The organism is Aquipseudomonas ullengensis, assembly GCF_014174475.1.
Classification (GTDB): Bacteria; Pseudomonadota; Gammaproteobacteria; order Pseudomonadales; family Pseudomonadaceae; genus Aquipseudomonas; species Aquipseudomonas ullengensis.
The window spans coordinates 103221-119586 of record NZ_JACJUD010000007.1; the positions used below are offsets into that span (position 1 = coordinate 103221).

Genomic DNA, 16366 nt, shown 5'->3' on the forward strand with positions numbered 1-16366 from the left:
GCGTGAGAGGAGTAAGCGCTGACGAGCAGGCAGGCTCAGGGATGGCGAGGCTGTTCAGGTGCGGGCAAAGGCAGGAGGGCGCTGTGCTGGGTATGAGGGTTAGCGATGGGTTCAGCCTTCGCCATTGGCCTCCAGATCACGAAGCCGTGCCACTGCTTCATCGCGGCTGCTGACACCGAGCTTGCTGTAGATGTGCCGCAGGTGCCATTTGACCGTCTCGTGAGACAGACCCAGGGCGCGGGCGATCTTCTTGTTGGGCAGGGCTTGGGCTAGCAACCTCAGCACTTCCAGCTCGCGCTCGCTCAGAGGCTCCATGCCCGGAGCCAATTGCCAGCCCGGTTTGCTGGGTTGCACGGGTGTGCTTTCAGGTTTGCGTTGCGTAGCCTGCAGACGCTCCACGTAGAACGCCAGAACCGGATCGAGGGTTTCGCGCAGGGCAATCTCACTGATGAGTGCCAGAGCCGATGGATCGGCATCGAGCAGATTGCGCACCTGGCCATAGCGATGGCCTACGCGCAGTACTGCGAGCACCTTGTCCCGGGCGGAATCCACCAAGCCACGCTGCGCATCGAACATCGCGCTGAGCAGAGTCAGGCGCGGAATACCCAGCTTGCGCCCGCCGCTTTCGCACAGGGCCATCACCTTGTTGAGCCTGAGTTGCGCCCCCTGGACATCGCCCAGGGCGGCTTGCCAGCGCACGTGGGCGTGTTCGGTCAGAATACGGATATCGCCCAAGGCACTGCGTTCGCTGTTGGGGTGGCGTGCATCAAGCACATCCAGGCGCGCCAGCTGGGTTTCCGCAGCCACCTGTTCACCCAGTTGCAGGTGCCAGAAAATCTGCCGCGCCAGGCTGTGCGCCTGCAAGCGCGGCAGGTCGAGCTTACGCGCATATTCTTCCAGGCGTTCGAGGTAGGCGAAGGCTTCGCGGTGGTTGCCCAGTGCCCATTGGCATTTGGCCAACACTTCCAGCACGCGCAGCACCGAGTCGGGAATCGACACCCGCTCGAAGATATCCACTGAGCGCGCCAGCAGTTCGTAAGCCGCTTCCACTTCGTTGTTTTCGTACAGCACTTCGCCGAGCAGCGCCTTGGCGAAATACAGCGGCTCGGCGCAGGTTTTGCCACTGCGTTCGGCCTCGTAAATCACCTCGCGGTAGATGCGTTCTGCCTGGCTCATCTGGCCTTCCATGGCCAGGCTCAGGCCGACCAGGCAACGCCCCTGCAAGGTGCCGCCGGTGGTGCCAATCAGCGGCATGCCGTTGACCATCAAGGGCGGTCGGTCGAACTGCAACTGCCGCGCGCGCTCGTGTTCGCCGCGCTGCATATACAGCCACGACAGAATATTGATGCTGCCACCGACCATGATCACATCGGCACCCGGCGGCGGGTCGAGCAGCTCGGGCGCCATGGCCAGCGCGCCATCGGTGTCATCGCGCTGCACGGCAAACAGCGCGCGCACCATGGTCAGGCGAAAACGCTCCTCGCTGTTGCCTTCGGGAATGTCGTGCTGCAAGCGGCGGATGTTGTCGCTGCAGGCGGCGAACTCGCGGGTGTAGATCTGCATGCGCGCCAGCAGTACGCGCAGGTTTATGCTGGCTTGTAATTGCTCCATCGGCAGCAGTTTCACCAGCTCGATCAACAGGCGCAGATCGCCCTGCGCATACAGGCGCTCCACCTGTTGCTCCACCAGCTCGGCGGCTGCTACCGCTTCACCGCCTTGCACCGCATGCATCACCGCATCGCTGAGCTGGCCGCGGTCCCGGAACCACTGCCAGGCTCGCGAATGCACGCGCTGCTGCTCCTCGCTGCTGCGCTTGCTGAACAACTTCAGCAGGGTTTCGCGCAGCAGTGGGTGCAAGCGGTACCAGCCTTCGTCGTCGTGGCTGTCGATGGGAATCAAGAACAGGTTGTCGTTTTCCAGGCGCTGCAACAGTGCCCGCGCTTCGCTGACGGCCAGAGGACGGCCCACCAGGGCGGCGCACAATGAGGCGCTGAAGCGGTTGCACACGGTGCAATTGAGCAGCAGGTCGAGGTCGGGCACCGACAGTTGGGCGAGCACCTGGGCCTCGAAGAAATGCGCAAAGCTTTCGTTGTCGCGCAGGTGCGCCTGAGTGGTGGCCGGGTCAGGGGTGGTCAGGCTCGGGCGTTGGCGGCTTTTCTTGCGGCTCACGGCCACCAGTTGCAGACCGGCAATCCAGCCGTCGGTCATGTCGTAGATCACCTGCACTTCTTGCGGGCTGATTTCACCCAGGTGCGCGGTGAGAAATTGCTGCGCCTCGTCGTAGGTGAAACGCAGGTCACGCAGGTCCAGCTCCATGGTCAGGTTCTGGCTACGCAGCCGCGCCAACGACAAGGGCACCACGCTGCGCGACACCAGCACCACGTGCAGGTTGTTCGGCGCGTACTCGATCAGCCATTGCAGGGCCTGATGGATAGCCACATCGGTGAGGGTGTGCAGGTCGTCGAGTACCAGCACCAATTCCCGCGGGTGGCTGCCGATGCCGCGCACCAGGGTGATGATGGTGCGTTCCACGGCCTCGCTGTCGCTGCTGTAACCCTCTACCAGTAGGGCGTCGCGTACCAGCGCTGGGTCGACCTGGGCCAGGCTGGCCAGCAGGTAATCGAGAAAACGCGCGAGCTGATTGTCGTCGCTGGTCAGTGTCAGCCAGGCCACATCGAACCCCAGCGGCAGCAGCATTTGCCGCCACGCCACCAGGGCGGTGGTCTTACCGCAACCGGCCGGGCCTTTGAGCACGATGCAGCGCCGGCGGCGGGCGTCCTGCAGCAGGCCGTGCAGTTTTTCCCGCGGGACCAGGCGCGCGCTGCTGCGCGGTGGCGAGACTTTGCTGCTGTCCACCGGGCTCTGGCTGTTGACGTGCTCACCGGGGCTGATAGCGGGGGCGGCCGTCGTTGTTTTTGTTTTTTTATCCATGGGAGTTCCAGGGAGCTGACTACAACGAAATGACGCCACAGCATGCCGTATCGTGGCCTGCTACCACCAGAAGGATAACTGCATCACCGCGATCGCGCCCGCTGCAGCCCGCATTCTGTCTGGGGCTGGCGTGAGGCTGCCACCCGACACGGGTGGTCGTTCTCGGACGCGGCATTGCTCTACTGACGTCACCGGAAAACCAGGGCGCTCGAGGAGTGTCCGGCCTCCCACAGGCACGACGAAAGGGCATGAGCGATGGGCGTATTGAGCGGTATTCGGGTGGTGGAGTTCGAGGCAATCGGCCCGGCGCCCTTTGGCACCATGTTGTTGGCCGATATGGGCGCCGAGGTGGTGCGCATCGACCGTCCGGCCGCGCCCGAAGAGCTGATCCCAAAGACCGCCGGCAGCCATGTAGACATTACCGGGCGCAACCGCAGTTCGGTCACCCTGGACTTGAAGAATCCCCAGTCGGTGGAGGCGGCGCTAGCCCTGATCGAACGCGCCGACGTGCTGATCGAAGGCTATCGCCCTGGCACCATGGAGCGCCTGGGGCTTGGCCCCGATGTCGCTCTGGCCCGCAACCCGAAGCTGGTTTATGCACGTATGACCGGTTGGGGCCAGAGCGGCCCGCTGGCGCAACGGGCTGGCCACGACCTCAACTACATCGCGCTTTCGGGCGTGCTCTCGGCCATTGGTCCGGCTGGCGGGCGGCCGCTGCCGCCGTTGAACCTGGTCGGAGACTACGGCGGTGGCGGCATGCTGCTGGCCATGGGCGTGCTGGCGGCGTTGCTGCATGTGCAGCGCGGTGGTAACGGCCAGGTGGTGGATGCGGCCATGACCGAAGGCGCGGCGCAGCTCGGTTCGGTGATCTATGGCTTGCTCGCCGGTGGCAGTTGGAAAGAACAACGCGGCAGCAACCTGCTCGATGGCGGCGCGCCCTGGTACGACACCTACCGCACCCTGGACGGCCATTACATGGCGATTGGTCCGCTGGAACCGCGCTTCTACGCCGAGTTGCTGAACAAGCTGGATCTCGATCCTGCGCACCTGCCCAAGCAACACGACCGCAGCGGCTGGCCGCAACTGCGTGAGGCATTTATGCAGGCGTTCCTCAGCCACACCCGCGCGCACTGGCAGGAGGTGTTCGCCGACAGTGACGCTTGTGTGGCCCCGGTGCTCGGCATGGCCGAGGCCGCCCACCACCCGCATAACCAGGCGCGCGGCAGCTTTATCGAAGTCAGCGGCGTGGTGCAGCCGGTGCCGGCTCCGCGGTTTCTCGCCACGCCATCGGCCTTGCCGCGCCCGGCACCCGCGCGCGGTGAACATGGCCTGAGCGCCTTGCGTGAGTGGGGCTTTGCCGCCGCGGAGCTGACGCAGTTGCGTGAGCTGGGGCTGGGTTTTCACGGCGACCTTTGATTTTCTTTTTTGCGAGCCTGGCGAGGATTACCCATGGCCATTCAGTTCCAGATTGTCGGTCACGTCGCAGTCATTACCCTGGACGCGCCGGATGCGCATAACGCCTTGACCATTGGCGACCTGATCCACCTGCGCAAGGTGCTTGGTACCTGCCAGGACGATGATCAGGTACGCGTGATCGTCCTCACCGGGCGTGGCGAGCAGGCGTTCTGTGCCGGCGTCAACCTCAAGGAAAACCTGCCTGTGCCCGGCAGCCTCGCCAGTGCGGCGTTGAAAAGCCGTGAGGCGGAGGCGGAAGAGGGCGGCTACGCACGGCTGTTCGACCTTTCCGATCTGGAGATCTGGAAGCCGATCATTGCCGCCATTAATGGACAGTGCCTGGGCGGTGGTCTGGAGCTGGCCCTGCAGTGCGACCTGCGCATTGCCGCTGTCGACGCCTGCTTCGCCTTGCCTGAGGTCACCCAGGCCAGCGTGCCGCTGGCCGGTGGCGTGCAGTATCTGCTGCGCACGGTGGCTGCGGCACATGCTATGAAGCTCGCGCTCACCGGTGCCCGCATCGATTCCGACGAGGCGCTGCGCATTGGCCTAATCAGTGAGTGTGTGCAGCATGAGCGGCTTATGCCCACGGCAATGGCGTTGGCACAATGTATCGCCGCCAATGGCCCGCTGGCAGTGCAAGCCAGCAAGAGACTGGCGCTACAGACCGCCCATCTATCTCCCCGCGACTTCGTTGCACAGACCCACCTTGTCTGGGGCCTGTTGCGCGACAGCAAAGACCGCCAGGAAGGACAGAACGCCACAGCGCAGGGTCGTGCCCCACGCTATACCGGTGCCTGAACAGCGCCCACGCAGCGAGTCTGCGGTTCATCTAACAACAATAATGTTTGGAGACTCTTCTCATGTATCTGACCCAAGGCCTGCAGCGCTCACTGCAACAGACCCCGGAGCAGCTCATCACCATCTTCGGCGAGCGGCGCCGTACCTTTCGCCAGTTCGCCGATCGCGTAGCGCGTCTGGCAGGGGCGCTGCGTCAGTTGGGCATGGGCGCCGGTGACCGGGTCAGCATGCTGGCGCTCAACTCTGATCGTTACCTGGAGTACATGCAGGCCACCTGGTGGGGCGGCGGTGTACTCAATCCGGTCAACACCCGTTGGGCGGTACCGGAAATCGTCTATTCGCTTGACGACTGCGACACGACCCTGCTGTTTGTCGACGACTATTTTCTGCCTATGGTCGAGGGCATCCGTGCCAGTGCCAAGCGCCCGCCAATTTTCATCTACAGCGGTGAAGGCCAGGCACCGGCCGGCATGCTCAGTCATGAGCAACTGATTGCTGAGTCGGACCCGGTCGAGGATGCCGGGCGTGGTGGGCATGACCTCGCCTGTGTCATGTACACGGGTGGAACCACCGGCTTTCCCAAGGGCGTGATGCAGTCGCACATGAACCTCTGGTCGGCCTGTGTCCAGCGCATGGCTGAGTTGCCCCCGCCGTTGAATAATCGCGACATGCACGTGATGCCGCTGTTCCATTGCGCCGGATTGGCGCGTGCTCTGTGCGGTTTCATTGCCGGCGGCACGCATGTGATCGTGCCGGCGTTCGAGCCCAAAGCGGTATTGGCCATGATCGAGCATGAGGCGATCACCGACACCTGTCTGGTGCCTACCATGATCCTTGCCATGCTGGCCGAGCCGACCTTCGACCAGTACAACCTCAACAGCCTGCAGCGCCTCACTTATGGTGCTTCGCCCACGGCCGGGGAAATGATCGAAGAAGTATTGGCCAAGTTGCCGGACCTGGAGCTGGTACACGGCTACGGGCTGACCGAGGCCTGTCCGATCGTCTCCACCAACCCACCGGAAAACCACAGTGCGCAAGCGCGTAAGAGCGGCCTGGCGCGCTCGGTGGGGCGCGGCGGTTACGGCGTCAACGTGAAGATCGTCGATGAGCAGGGCGTGGAAGTGCCACGCGGCACCGTCGGTGAAATCATTGTGCGCGGGCCGAACATTATGCAGGGCTACCTGAACAAGCCCGAGGAAACCGCCAAGGCCCTGCGCGATGGTTGGCTGTACACCGGCGATGGCGCCTATATGGACGAGCAGGGTTACATTTACATCGTCGACCGCCTCAAGGACATGATCGTCACGGGTGGTGAGAACGTGTACTCGGCTGAAGTCGAAAACATCATTGCCCGTCACCCGGCAGTGCTGATGTGCGCGGTGATCGGTATTCCCCATGAGCAGTGGGGCGAGGCGGTGCACGCGGTGGTGGTGCTCAAGCCTGGTTGTGAGGCCAGCGAAGAACAATTGCGTGGCCACTGCCGCGAATACATCGCCGGCTACAAATGCCCCAAGGCCGTGGAGTTTCGCCCGAGCCTGCCGCTGTCCGGCGCCGGCAAGATTCTCAAGCGTGACCTGCGCGAACCGTTCTGGGCCGGCAAGAGCCGAGGCGTCAATTGATGGCGGTCGACGGCGTGCCAGCAGGCTTTAGTCGTCTGGCCAGCAAGGGCGAGTTTCTGCGCCGCTGTGGCGAGTTCTATCTGCACGATGAGCTGCCGATCATGGGTGTGCGCATTGGCCCGGAGCACCTTAACGCGTTACAGATCGTCCACGGCGGGCTGCTGGCCACCCTGGCCGACAGCGCTTGCGGCGCGATGATCTGGCGCCAGAGCGGCGGCCAGCTGTGGCCGGTGACGGTCAACCTGAATGTCGACTACCTGAGTGCAGTGCGCGCCGGTGAGTGGCTGGAAGCCCATGTCGAAGTGCACAAGACTGGTGGCCGCTTCAACAACGCCAGTTGCCTGCTGCAAGTCGGCACCCGCGTGGTGCTGCGCGGCAACGGTATTTTTACCCGTTGGAAAGAGCCGGCCTGACCATGTACCTGACGCAATGCCTGCAACGTGGCCTGCAACAAACGCCCGACAAACTCGTGACCCTCTGCGGCCCACGCCGCCATACCTACCGTCAGTTTGGCGAGCGCGTAGCACGCCTGGCGGGTGCGCTGCGGGTAATGGGCATGGGCGCTGGCGAGCGCGTCGGCATTCTCGCGCTGAACTCCGACCGCTACCTGGAAACGCTGATGGGCGTGTGGTGGGGCGGTGGCGTGCTCAACCCGGTGAATACTCGCTGGAGCGTGAACGAAATCGTCTACGCACTGGACGATTGCGATACACGCATTCTGCTGGTGGACGATGCGTTTATGGACCTGCTGCCGGCTATTCGTGCGCAGGCCAAGCGCGCGCCGGTGCTGATTTATTGCGGGGATGGCCCCACTCCGGCCGGGCTGTTCGGCTACGAACAGCTATTAGCGGATTTCGCCCCGGTGGAAGATGCCGGGCGCGGCGGGGAAGACCTCGCCTGCATCATGTACACCGGCGGCACCACCGGTTTTCCCAAGGGCGTCATGCAGTCGCACCGCAACCTGTGGTCGGCGTGTATGCCGCGTACCCTGGATATGCCGCCGATTCGCGGCGGCGTGTTGTTGCATGTGGCGCCGCTGTTTCATGTAGCCGGGTTGGCCCGAGCGCTGGTGCAGTTTTTTGCCGGTGAATGCCATGCCGTGGTGCCCGCTTTCGAGGCCGGCGAGGTGCTGCGCTTGATCGAAAGCGAAGGCATCACGGAGACCTTGCTGGTGCCGACCATGATTACCGCGCTGCTGGCGCACCCGGACTTTGCCCGGCGCGATTTGCGCAGCCTGAAACGGCTGACCTACGGCGCCTCGCCGAGCGCCGGAACGATGGTTGAACAGGTGTTGCAGGCCATGCCCTGGCTAGAGCTCAGCCACTCTTACGGCCTTACCGAGGCGTGCCCGACGGTGTCGAGCAACCTGCCGGCCAACCACACCGAGGCGGCGCGTAAAAGCGGCCTATCACGCTCGGTCGGGCGCAGCGGTTATGGCGTGCTGGTGAAGATCGTTGATGAGCACGGCCAGGAAGTGCCATGCGGCACAGTAGGGGAAATCACCGTGCGTGGGCCGAATGTGATGCAGGGCTACTGGAACAAGCCGGAGGAAACCGCAAAGGCGGTGCGCAACGGCTGGTTGTACACCGGTGACGGCGCCTACATGGATGAGCAGGGTTACCTGTTTATCGTCGACCGCCTCAAGGACATGATCGTCAGCGGCGGCGAGAACATTTATTCGGCCGAGGTGGAAAACGTGCTCGCCCGCCACCCGGCGGTGCTGCTCAGTGCCGTTATCGGCGTGCCCCATGCACAGTGGGGCGAGGCGGTGCATGCGGTGGTGGTGCTCAAGCCTGGAAGCTCGGTCAGTGCGGAACACCTGCGGGCTCACTGCCGCGAGCATATCGCCGGCTACAAATGCCCGAAGACCCTTGAGTTTCGTGCCGAGCTGCCGTTGTCGGCCGCCGGTAAGGTGCTTAAACGTGAGCTGCGCGAGCCCTTCTGGGCTGGCCACACCCGGGCCGTGAACTAACCCGGCCTTCGCCACCCAACGTGGGTGGCTCTATTGCCCGCTGTCGTTAATACAGTCGTTCTCCATACCCGCGGCCCCTTTTTTCGGGGCCCTGCCGCGACCACTGGAGACCCCGATGCATATCCACCGTACCGTTTACCGTGACGACCACGAAATGCTGCGCGAAACGGCGCGGCGCTTCTTCGAGCGTGAGTGCTTGCCACTCCAGGCACAGTGGGACGCAGCAGGCCAAGTTGACCGGGAAACCTGGCTCAAGGCCGGGCGCAATGGCCTACTGTGCCTGACCGTGCCAACCGAATACGGTGGTGGTGGCGGTGACTTCGGCCACTCCGCGGTACTGATCGAGGAGCTGTATCGCTCCGGTGTCTCCGGCTGGAGCCTGGGTGTGCACTCTGACATCACCGCGCCGTACATCGTGCGTCTGGGCACTGAAGAGCAGAAGCAGAAGTGGCTGCCGAAAATTTGCACCGGCGAAACCGTGCTGGCGATCGCGATGACCGAGCCGGGCACCGGCTCCGACCTGAAAGCGGTGCGCACCACTGCCGTGCGCGATGGCGACGAGTGGGTCATCAACGGTAGCAAGACATTCATCAGCAATGGCCTGACTTGCGACATGGTCCTGGTGGTCTGCAAGACCGACCCCAGCGCCGGTGCCAAGGGTTGCAGCCTGATCATGGTTGACTGCAACAGCGAAGGCTTCCGTCGTGGCCGCAAGCTGGAGAAGGTCGGCCAGCACGCCGCCGATACCGCCGAGCTGTTCTTCGACAACGTGCGTGTACCCGCCGGCAACCTGCTCGGCGTGGAAAACAAGGGCTTCATGCACCTGATGGAAGAGCTGGCCCAGGAGCGTCTGGTCATCGCCCTCTACAGTGCGGCCAAGCTGGAACGTCTGCTCGAGCAGACCACCGAGTACGTCAAAGACCGCAAGGCCTTCAACCAGACCGTGTGGGACTTCCAGAACACCAAATTCAAGCTGGCCGACATCAAGGCCCAGGCCACTGCGGTGCGCCTGATGATCGATTACTACATCGGTGAGCACATGCGCCGCCGCCTGACGGTGCAGGAGTCGGCCATCGCCAAATTGTTCGCCACCGAAACCCTGTGGAAGTGCATCGACGACATGGTCCAGCTGCATGGCGGCTACGGCTACATGCTCGAGTACCCGATCGCCCGCGCCTTCGTCGACATGCGCGTGACGCGCATTTTCGGCGGCACCAGTGAAGTGCTGCGCGAGCTGATCGCGCGCCAGCTGTGATCCTTTCTCCAGATTTTCAGGTGACAAGATGAGCGAAAAAGTAGTGGTAGCCGGGGTCGGCATGATCCCGTTCAACAAGCCCAGTGCCAGTGGCACTTATGTGCAGATGGGCTCCGAGGCGATCCGTCGTGCCCTTGCCGATGCTGGCATTGGCTATGAGCTAGTGCAGGAAGCCTACGCCGGTTACGTCTACGGCGACTCCACCTGCGGCCAGACCGTGCTCTACGAAGTAGGCATGACCGGCATTCCGGTGGTCAACGTCAACAACAACTGCTCGACCGGCTCGACCGCGTTGTACCTGGCGCGCCGGGCCATCGAGAGCGGTGCGGCGGACTGCGTGCTGGCCGTCGGCTTCGAGCAGATGCAGGCCGGTGCGCTGAAGTCGCACTGGGATGATCGCCCGCCGACCCGCGAGCGCTTCCTGCCGATCCTGCGCGGTCTGACCGCCGACATGGACGGTATGCCCCAGGCTATCCGTACCTTCGGCGGTGCCGGCCGCGAGTACATGGCCAAGTACGGTTGCAGCATGGAGACCTTCGCTGCGGTGCGCGCCAAAGCCAGCCGGCATGCTGCCAATAACCCGCTTGCGCTGTTTCGCAAAGTGCTGAGCGTCGAAGACGTGATGAACGATCCGGTGATTCTGCCGGGGGTGATGACTCGCCTGATGGCTTGCCCGCCGACCTGTGGCGGTGCCGCGGCGATTCTGGTCTCCGAGCGCTTTGCCAAGAAGCATGGCCTGCGCAGCGACGTGCAGATCCTTGCCCAGGCGCTGACCACCGACACGCCAGAGTCGTTCAACTTCGAGAAACCCTCGATGCTCGACTGGGTCGGCATACACATGACCCATGCGGCCGTCGGCCAGGTCTACGAGAAGGCTGGCGTCGGCCCGCAAGATATTGACGTCTGCGAGCTGCATGACTGTTTCGCGCAGAACGAGGTGATCTGCTACGAGTCGCTGGGCTTCTGCCCCGAAGGCGGTGCCGAGCAGTTCGTCCGCGACGGCGACAATACCTACGGCGGCAAGATCGTCATCGGCCCGTCCGGTGGTCTGCTGTCCAAGGGCCACCCGCTGGGAGCCACGGGGTTGGCGCAGTGCTATGAACTGACTCAGCAGCTGCGCGGCAATGCCGAGCAACGTCAGGTTGAAGGTGCCCGCTTGGCGTTGGCGCACAACCTGGGCCTGGGTGGCGCGTGCGTCGTTACCCTCTACGGAGGTGCCCAGTGAGCAGCCTGCTGGAGGCCTTTCGCCTCGCCGAATTGCCAGCTCACGCGGAGGCGTTTCGCGCCGAAGTTCGAGCGTTTCTGGCGAGCAGCCTCGCGCCTGCGCCAGCGGACAAGCGCGCGCGCACCTGGACCGGTTTCGACGCCGATTTCAGCCGTAAACTGGCCGCGCGCGGCTGGGTTGGCCTGACGCTGCCGAAGGCCTACGGCGGTGCCGGGCTGGATGCGTTCAGCCGGTTTGTCCTAGTTGAGGAGCTGCTGTCGGCGGGTGCACCAGTGGCCGCGCACTGGATCGCCGACCGCCAGAGTGGCCCGTTGATTCTCAAGTTTGGCAGCGAGGCGCAGAAGGATTTCTTTCTGCCGCGCATCTGCGCCGGGCAGGCGTTTTTCTGCATCGGCATGAGCGAGCCGAACTCCGGTTCCGACCTGGCCAGCGTGCGCAGCCGCGCAACGCGCTGTGAGGGTGGTTGGCGCTTGAACGGGCGCAAGATCTGGACCACCAACGCCCAGCACGCCCACTACATGATTGCCCTGGTACGCACCTCCGGCGCCCCGGAGGACCGCCAGAGCGGGCTGTCGCAGCTGATCATCGATCTCAAACAACCGGGGGTGACGGTGCGGCCCATTGTCGACCTGGCTGGCGATGCGCATTTCTGCGAAGTGAGCTTCGACGATGTGATGCTGAGCGACCATGCCCTGGTGGGTGAGGAGGGCAGTGGCTGGAAGCAGGTGAACGCCGAACTGGCGTTCGAGCGCAGCGGCCCGGAGCGTTTCTATTCCAGCGTAGTGCTGCTCGATCAGTGGCTGTCCCACTTGCGCCGCAGCGGCGCCAGTGCGGCCGAAGCGACGCTGCTGGGCAGCTTCCTCAGCCAGTTAGCCAGCCTGCGCAGCCTGTCGCTGGCGGTCACCGCCAAGCTCGCCCAAGGCGAAAGCCCGGTGGTGGAGGCGGCACTGGTCAAGGACATCGGCACTGAGTTCGAACAGGCCATTCCCAGTGCCATTGCCGCCGCCATCAGTGCCAACCCGGATGTGGCAGTGGATGCCGAGCTGTACCGCACTGTGGCCTACCTCAACCAGATTGCCCCGACCTTCTCGTTGCGCGGCGGCACCCGCGAAATTCTGCGCGGCATGATCGCCCGTGGCCTCGGTCTGCGTTGACCGTCAACAGACAGGAAGCCCATGCATGTTTACCCAAGCAATTGAAAAAATTCTCGCTGATGCCTGTACCCCAGCCGTGGTCCGTGCGGTGGAGCAGGGCCAATCGCCGGCTGCGTTGTGGCAGGCGTTGGAAGACAGCGGTTTTCTCGAACTGTTGAGCACCGAGGAAGACGGTGGTGCCGGCCTGGCGCTGGCCGATGTCTACCCGATTCTGCTCGCTTTTGGTCGCTACGCGCTGCCCGTGCCCGCGGCGCAGAGCATTGCTGCCCGCGCGCTGCTGCAAGGCTCGGGCGTGCGAGCACCCGCCGGCATGTTGACCCTGGCGGGCAGCGCTCGCCGTGAAGCCGATGGTTCGCTGTGTGCGGCCCAGGTGAGCTTCGGGCTGCTGGCGCAGTTCGCCTTGGTCAATCTTGACGGTGACCTGCTGTTGCTCGACTGTGCCCAGGCCCAGCGTGAGCCGGCCGGCGGTCATGGCACCTTGTTCGCCACCCTGCGCTGGCCGGCCGCTGCGGTTCCGGCAGCAATTGCCAGCAATGGTGAAGCCCTGCGCAGCTTCAGTGCGGCGATTCAGGCGGCGGCCATGGCGGGTGCCATGGAGTGGTTGTTCGGCAAGACCCTCGAGTACTGCAACGACCGTGTGCAGTTCGGAAAAGCCATCGGCAAATTCCAGACCGTGCAGCACCAGCTCAGTGTCATGGCCGAGCAGGTGGCTGCGGCGGGTGTCGCCGCCGCGCTGGCGTTCTGTGGTTCGCAGCCAGTGCCGGCATTGCTGCCGGCAGCGATTGGCAAAGCCCGCACGGCGATGGCAGTGCCGCTGGTGGCGGCCACCGCCCATGCCCTGCACGGGGCTATCGGTGTGACCGAAGAACTCGACCTGCAGTTGTACACCCGTCGCCTGCATGAGTGGCGCCTGGCCGAAGGCTCCGAACATTACTGGAACCGCATTGTCGGTGAAGCCCTGCTTGCCAGCGCGCCCTTGGGCGCCAGCGAGTTCGTGCGCACCGTCACCCAATCTGCGTGAGGACAGCAACCATGAGTTCATTTCTGAAATACGAGCAGGATGGCCATATCGTCACCCTGACCATGAACGACCCGGAGCGGCGCAATCCGTTGACGGGCAACAACGCGGTGCCGGAGTTCCTCGAGGCGATCGATCGCATACACCGTGACTCCAGCGTCCGTGCGGTGATCATCACCGGCGCCGGCAGCGCGTTTTGCTCCGGTGGCAATGTGCGTGACATGGACCGCTATGCGCAAATGTCGGGCATGCAGCTGCGCCAGGAGTACCGCCTGGGCATCCAGCAGTTGCCGTTGGCGTTGTTCAACCTGGAAGTCCCGGTGATTGCCGCCGTCAATGGTGCCGCCATCGGCGCCGGCCTCGACCTCGCCTGCATGTGCGACATCCGCGTGGCATCCGAACAGGCCAAGTTCGCCGAGAGCTTCGTCAAGCTCGGGATCATTCCCGGCGACGGCGGTGCCTGGCTGTTGCCGCGCATCATCGGCCTGTCGCGTGCCAGTGAACTAACCCTGACCGGGCAGATGATCGACGCCCGCCAGGCCGCCGAGTGGAACCTGGTGTCACGCGTTGTTGCGCATGAGCAATTGCTCGCCACGGCTCAGGAAATGGCTACGGCGATTGCCGCCAACCCACCGCATGCGGTGCGTTTGGCCAAGCGGCTTATGCGCGAAGCCATGCACACCCGACTGGACACATTGTTGGAGATGTCGGCGGCCTACCAGGTGCTCTCGCACCAGACCGCAGATCACCGCGAAGCTGTCTCGGCATTCATCGAAAAACGTCAGCCGACATTCAGTGGTTGATGGGTTTTTTGCGTGCCATCAATCCGTCAAAAGAGCGCAGTGTCACGCACGGTAACGCGGCCTCGGGAAGTGCGGAAAACCACCGTGCAATTCCCAGTAAAAGCCTTAAAAAACAGTGCAATAAATATCGCCTCAAATCACCCATTTGGGTGTTAGGGGTTCAGGGGCGCATGGCTAGCATGACCCCTCCACTTCATCCTTAATCGGAGAACCGCATGACAAGAAAAACAATGCGCGGAGTCCTCCAGCCAAGTGTGCTGGCTGTAGCCGTTGCCGTCGGTGTAAGTACTCAGGCTTACGCAATTGACTTCAAGATCGGGGAGATCGAGGGGGACTTCGATTCGTCGTTGTCCGTGGGGGCCAGCTGGGCTGTGCGCTCGGCCGATCCGGCTTTCATTTCCAACTTCAACCCGATGGGTAAGCGAGGCGGTTCATCGTCTCGTACGGTTGACGACAACCGTTTGAACTTCAAGAAAGGCGAGACCTTCTCGAAGATTTTCAAGGGCACCCATGACCTTGAGCTGCGCTATGGCGATAGCGGTGCATTCGTGCGCGGTAAGTACTGGTATGACTTCGAGTTGAAGGATGAAAACCGCCTTTTCTATGACATCGACGACAGCGGCCGTGATCGCTCCGCCCAATCTTCTGGCGCTGAGTTTCTCGATGCCTTCGTTTACCACAACTACACCATCGATGACCTGGCGGGTAACGTACGCCTGGGTAAGCAGGTAGTCAGTTGGGGTGAGAGCACGTTCATCGGTAACTCGATTAACAGCATCAACCCGGTTGACGTCGCCGCCTTGCGCCGTCCTGGGGCTGAAGTGAAGGAGGGCCTGATCCCGGTCAATATGTTCTACCTGTCCCAGGGGCTGAGTGAGAACGTCACCGCAGAGGTCTTTTACCAGCTTGAGTGGGACAACAGCGTCCTTGATAACTGCGGCACATTCTTCGGTAACGATGGTGTGCCCGCAGGCTGCGATGACCGCTTGGTGATCACCGGTCCTGATCTGGCCCCCGGAGTTGCCAATAACACCGGCCTGGCGGAAGTACGCGCGGGTCTGGACAACGCCTATATCCCGCGCCTGGAGGATGACGAGGCCCGTGATAGTGGTCAGTACGGTTTGGCGTTGCGCTGGTTTGTACCGGAGCTGAATGAAACGGAGTTCGGCGCTTATGCGATGAGCTACCACAGCCGCAATCCGTACCTGAGCCTCAATGCCACGACTGTCGCGCCTTATGTCGCCAATCCGGCACTGCCGGCAGCGCTCAACGAGACCCTGGCAGGTGTCAACGGTCTCGCGCGTATTCGCGGGGCGCGTTACTTCGTCGACTACCCCGAAGATATCCACCTTTACGGCCTGAGCTTCCAGACCAACATTGGTGGCACTTCGCTAGGCGGGGAGGTCAGCTACCGACCGAACATGCCGCTGCAAATCAACACGGCCGACCTCAACTTGGCGGCATTGAACCAACAAGGGCTGCTCGCCCCGGGTGTAGTGGGCGGCATGTCGCCGGTCTTTACGACGGGCCATTCGGTGAATGCGCCAGGGTCAGAGATTTCCGGCTACGAGCGTATGCCTGTGTTCCAGGCTCAGATGACTGCCACGCAGTTCTTCGATCAGGTCATGGGCGCTAGCCGTCTGACTCTGGTCGGTGAGGTTGGCTACAACCACATCAATGGCTTGGGTGATACCGATGGCACTGATCTGCGCTTTGGTCGTAGCCCAGCGTTTGGTGCTGGCGAGTTTCCAGGGGTGAACAACGGCGTTTGCATCGGCACCAATGCCGGCCTGCCAACGGCCAGCAACCCTGCGCAGGAGTGTAGCGACAAAGGTTTCTACACCAGTTCCTCCTGGGGTTACCGAGCGCGTGCCCGTTTGGACTACAACAACGTGATTGCCGGCATCAACCTGTCGCCCAACATGGCCTGGTCGCATGACGTAGATGGATACGGTCCTAACTTTGAGGAAGGCAACAAGGCGATCAGTGTTGGTCTGGATGCTGATTTCCTGAATACCTATACCGCCAGCTTGAGTTACACCGACTTTTTCGGTGGCGACTTCAACACCAACATCGACCGCGATTTCGTTGCGCTCAGCTTCGGCGTGAACTTCTGACGCGCTGCTGACAAAGGGA

The 16366-nt window shown here is 62.9% G+C and carries 12 protein-coding genes; 11 read left to right on the forward strand and 1 reads right to left on the reverse strand.

Annotated elements, in window-relative coordinates; all coding sequences use genetic code 11:
- Positions 1–111: 111 nt before the first annotated feature.
- Positions 112–2931, reverse strand: coding sequence for a LuxR C-terminal-related transcriptional regulator (locus tag H3H51_RS18890; RefSeq protein WP_183090627.1), 2820 nt, complete (start codon positions 2929–2931; stop codon positions 112–114).
- A gap of 255 nt (positions 2932–3186) precedes the next feature.
- On the opposite strand from H3H51_RS18890, the gene H3H51_RS18895 reads away from it, so the two are divergent.
- From H3H51_RS18895 to H3H51_RS18945, 11 genes are all read left to right on the forward strand, one after another.
- Positions 3187–4347 carry a CaiB/BaiF CoA transferase family protein gene (locus H3H51_RS18895; RefSeq protein ID WP_183090628.1) on the forward strand — a complete coding sequence of 387 codons (1161 nt, stop codon included), beginning with the start codon at positions 3187–3189 and terminating at the stop codon, positions 4345–4347.
- Positions 4348–4380: 33 nt separating this feature from the next.
- Positions 4381–5184: an enoyl-CoA hydratase/isomerase family protein gene (locus H3H51_RS18900; protein ID WP_183090629.1), complete on the forward strand. Its 804-nt coding sequence runs from the start codon at positions 4381–4383 to the stop codon at positions 5182–5184.
- A gap of 62 nt (positions 5185–5246) precedes the next feature.
- On the forward strand, positions 5247–6803 hold the full coding sequence (locus H3H51_RS18905) for a long-chain-fatty-acid--CoA ligase (RefSeq protein ID WP_183090630.1): 1557 nt from the start codon (positions 5247–5249) through the stop codon (positions 6801–6803).
- Positions 6803–7216 (forward strand): PaaI family thioesterase, encoded by a 414-nt coding sequence (locus H3H51_RS18910; protein ID WP_183090631.1) that lies wholly within the window; start codon positions 6803–6805, stop codon positions 7214–7216. The genes H3H51_RS18905 and H3H51_RS18910 overlap by 1 nt, the downstream gene beginning before the upstream one ends.
- A gap of 2 nt (positions 7217–7218) precedes the next feature.
- Complete coding sequence (locus H3H51_RS18915; RefSeq protein ID WP_183090632.1) at positions 7219–8775, forward strand: long-chain-fatty-acid--CoA ligase; 1557 nt, start codon at positions 7219–7221, stop codon at positions 8773–8775.
- Positions 8776–8890: 115 nt separating this feature from the next.
- Positions 8891–10030, forward strand: a complete 1140-nt coding sequence (locus H3H51_RS18920) for an acyl-CoA dehydrogenase family protein (RefSeq protein WP_183090633.1) — start codon at positions 8891–8893, stop codon at positions 10028–10030.
- Positions 10031–10058: 28 nt separating this feature from the next.
- A complete protein-coding gene (locus H3H51_RS18925; RefSeq protein WP_183090634.1) occupies positions 10059–11255 on the forward strand; it encodes a lipid-transfer protein in 1197 nt (398 codons plus the stop codon).
- On the forward strand, positions 11252–12409 hold the full coding sequence (locus tag H3H51_RS18930; protein ID WP_183090635.1) for an acyl-CoA dehydrogenase family protein: 1158 nt from the start codon (positions 11252–11254) through the stop codon (positions 12407–12409). The genes H3H51_RS18925 and H3H51_RS18930 overlap by 4 nt, the downstream gene beginning before the upstream one ends.
- Before the next feature lie 25 nt (positions 12410–12434).
- On the forward strand, positions 12435–13430 hold the full coding sequence (locus H3H51_RS18935; RefSeq protein ID WP_183090636.1) for an acyl-CoA dehydrogenase family protein: 996 nt from the start codon (positions 12435–12437) through the stop codon (positions 13428–13430).
- Between the two features lie 11 nt (positions 13431–13441).
- A complete protein-coding gene (locus H3H51_RS18940) occupies positions 13442–14230 on the forward strand; it encodes a crotonase/enoyl-CoA hydratase family protein (protein ID WP_183090637.1) in 789 nt (262 codons plus the stop codon).
- Positions 14231–14445: 215 nt separating this feature from the next.
- Positions 14446–16347 carry a DUF1302 domain-containing protein gene (locus H3H51_RS18945; RefSeq protein ID WP_183090638.1) on the forward strand — a complete coding sequence of 634 codons (1902 nt, stop codon included), beginning with the start codon at positions 14446–14448 and terminating at the stop codon, positions 16345–16347.
- The last annotated feature ends 19 nt before the right edge of the window (positions 16348–16366 follow it).

Excerpts from the sequence above, each read along its gene's own strand:
- H3H51_RS18910 (WP_183090631.1), top strand. The coding sequence starts at position 6,803 with ATGGCGGTCGACGGCGTGCCAGCAGGCTTTAGTCGTCTGGCCAGCAAG.
- H3H51_RS18915 (WP_183090632.1), top strand. The coding sequence starts at position 7,219 with ATGTACCTGACGCAATGCCTGCAACGTGGCCTGCAACAAACGCCCGAC.
- H3H51_RS18920 (WP_183090633.1), top strand. The coding sequence starts at position 8,891 with ATGCATATCCACCGTACCGTTTACCGTGACGACCACGAAATGCTGCGC.
- H3H51_RS18895 (WP_183090628.1), top strand. The coding sequence starts at position 3,187 with ATGGGCGTATTGAGCGGTATTCGGGTGGTGGAGTTCGAGGCAATCGGC.
- H3H51_RS18945 (WP_183090638.1), top strand. The coding sequence starts at position 14,446 with ATGACAAGAAAAACAATGCGCGGAGTCCTCCAGCCAAGTGTGCTGGCT.
- H3H51_RS18900 (WP_183090629.1), top strand. The coding sequence starts at position 4,381 with ATGGCCATTCAGTTCCAGATTGTCGGTCACGTCGCAGTCATTACCCTG.
- H3H51_RS18940 (WP_183090637.1), top strand. The coding sequence starts at position 13,442 with ATGAGTTCATTTCTGAAATACGAGCAGGATGGCCATATCGTCACCCTG.
- H3H51_RS18935 (WP_183090636.1), top strand. The coding sequence starts at position 12,435 with ATGTTTACCCAAGCAATTGAAAAAATTCTCGCTGATGCCTGTACCCCA.
- H3H51_RS18925 (WP_183090634.1), top strand. The coding sequence starts at position 10,059 with ATGAGCGAAAAAGTAGTGGTAGCCGGGGTCGGCATGATCCCGTTCAAC.
- H3H51_RS18890 (WP_183090627.1), bottom strand. The coding sequence starts at position 2,931 with ATGGATAAAAAAACAAAAACAACGACGGCCGCCCCCGCTATCAGCCCC.
- H3H51_RS18905 (WP_183090630.1), top strand. The coding sequence starts at position 5,247 with ATGTATCTGACCCAAGGCCTGCAGCGCTCACTGCAACAGACCCCGGAG.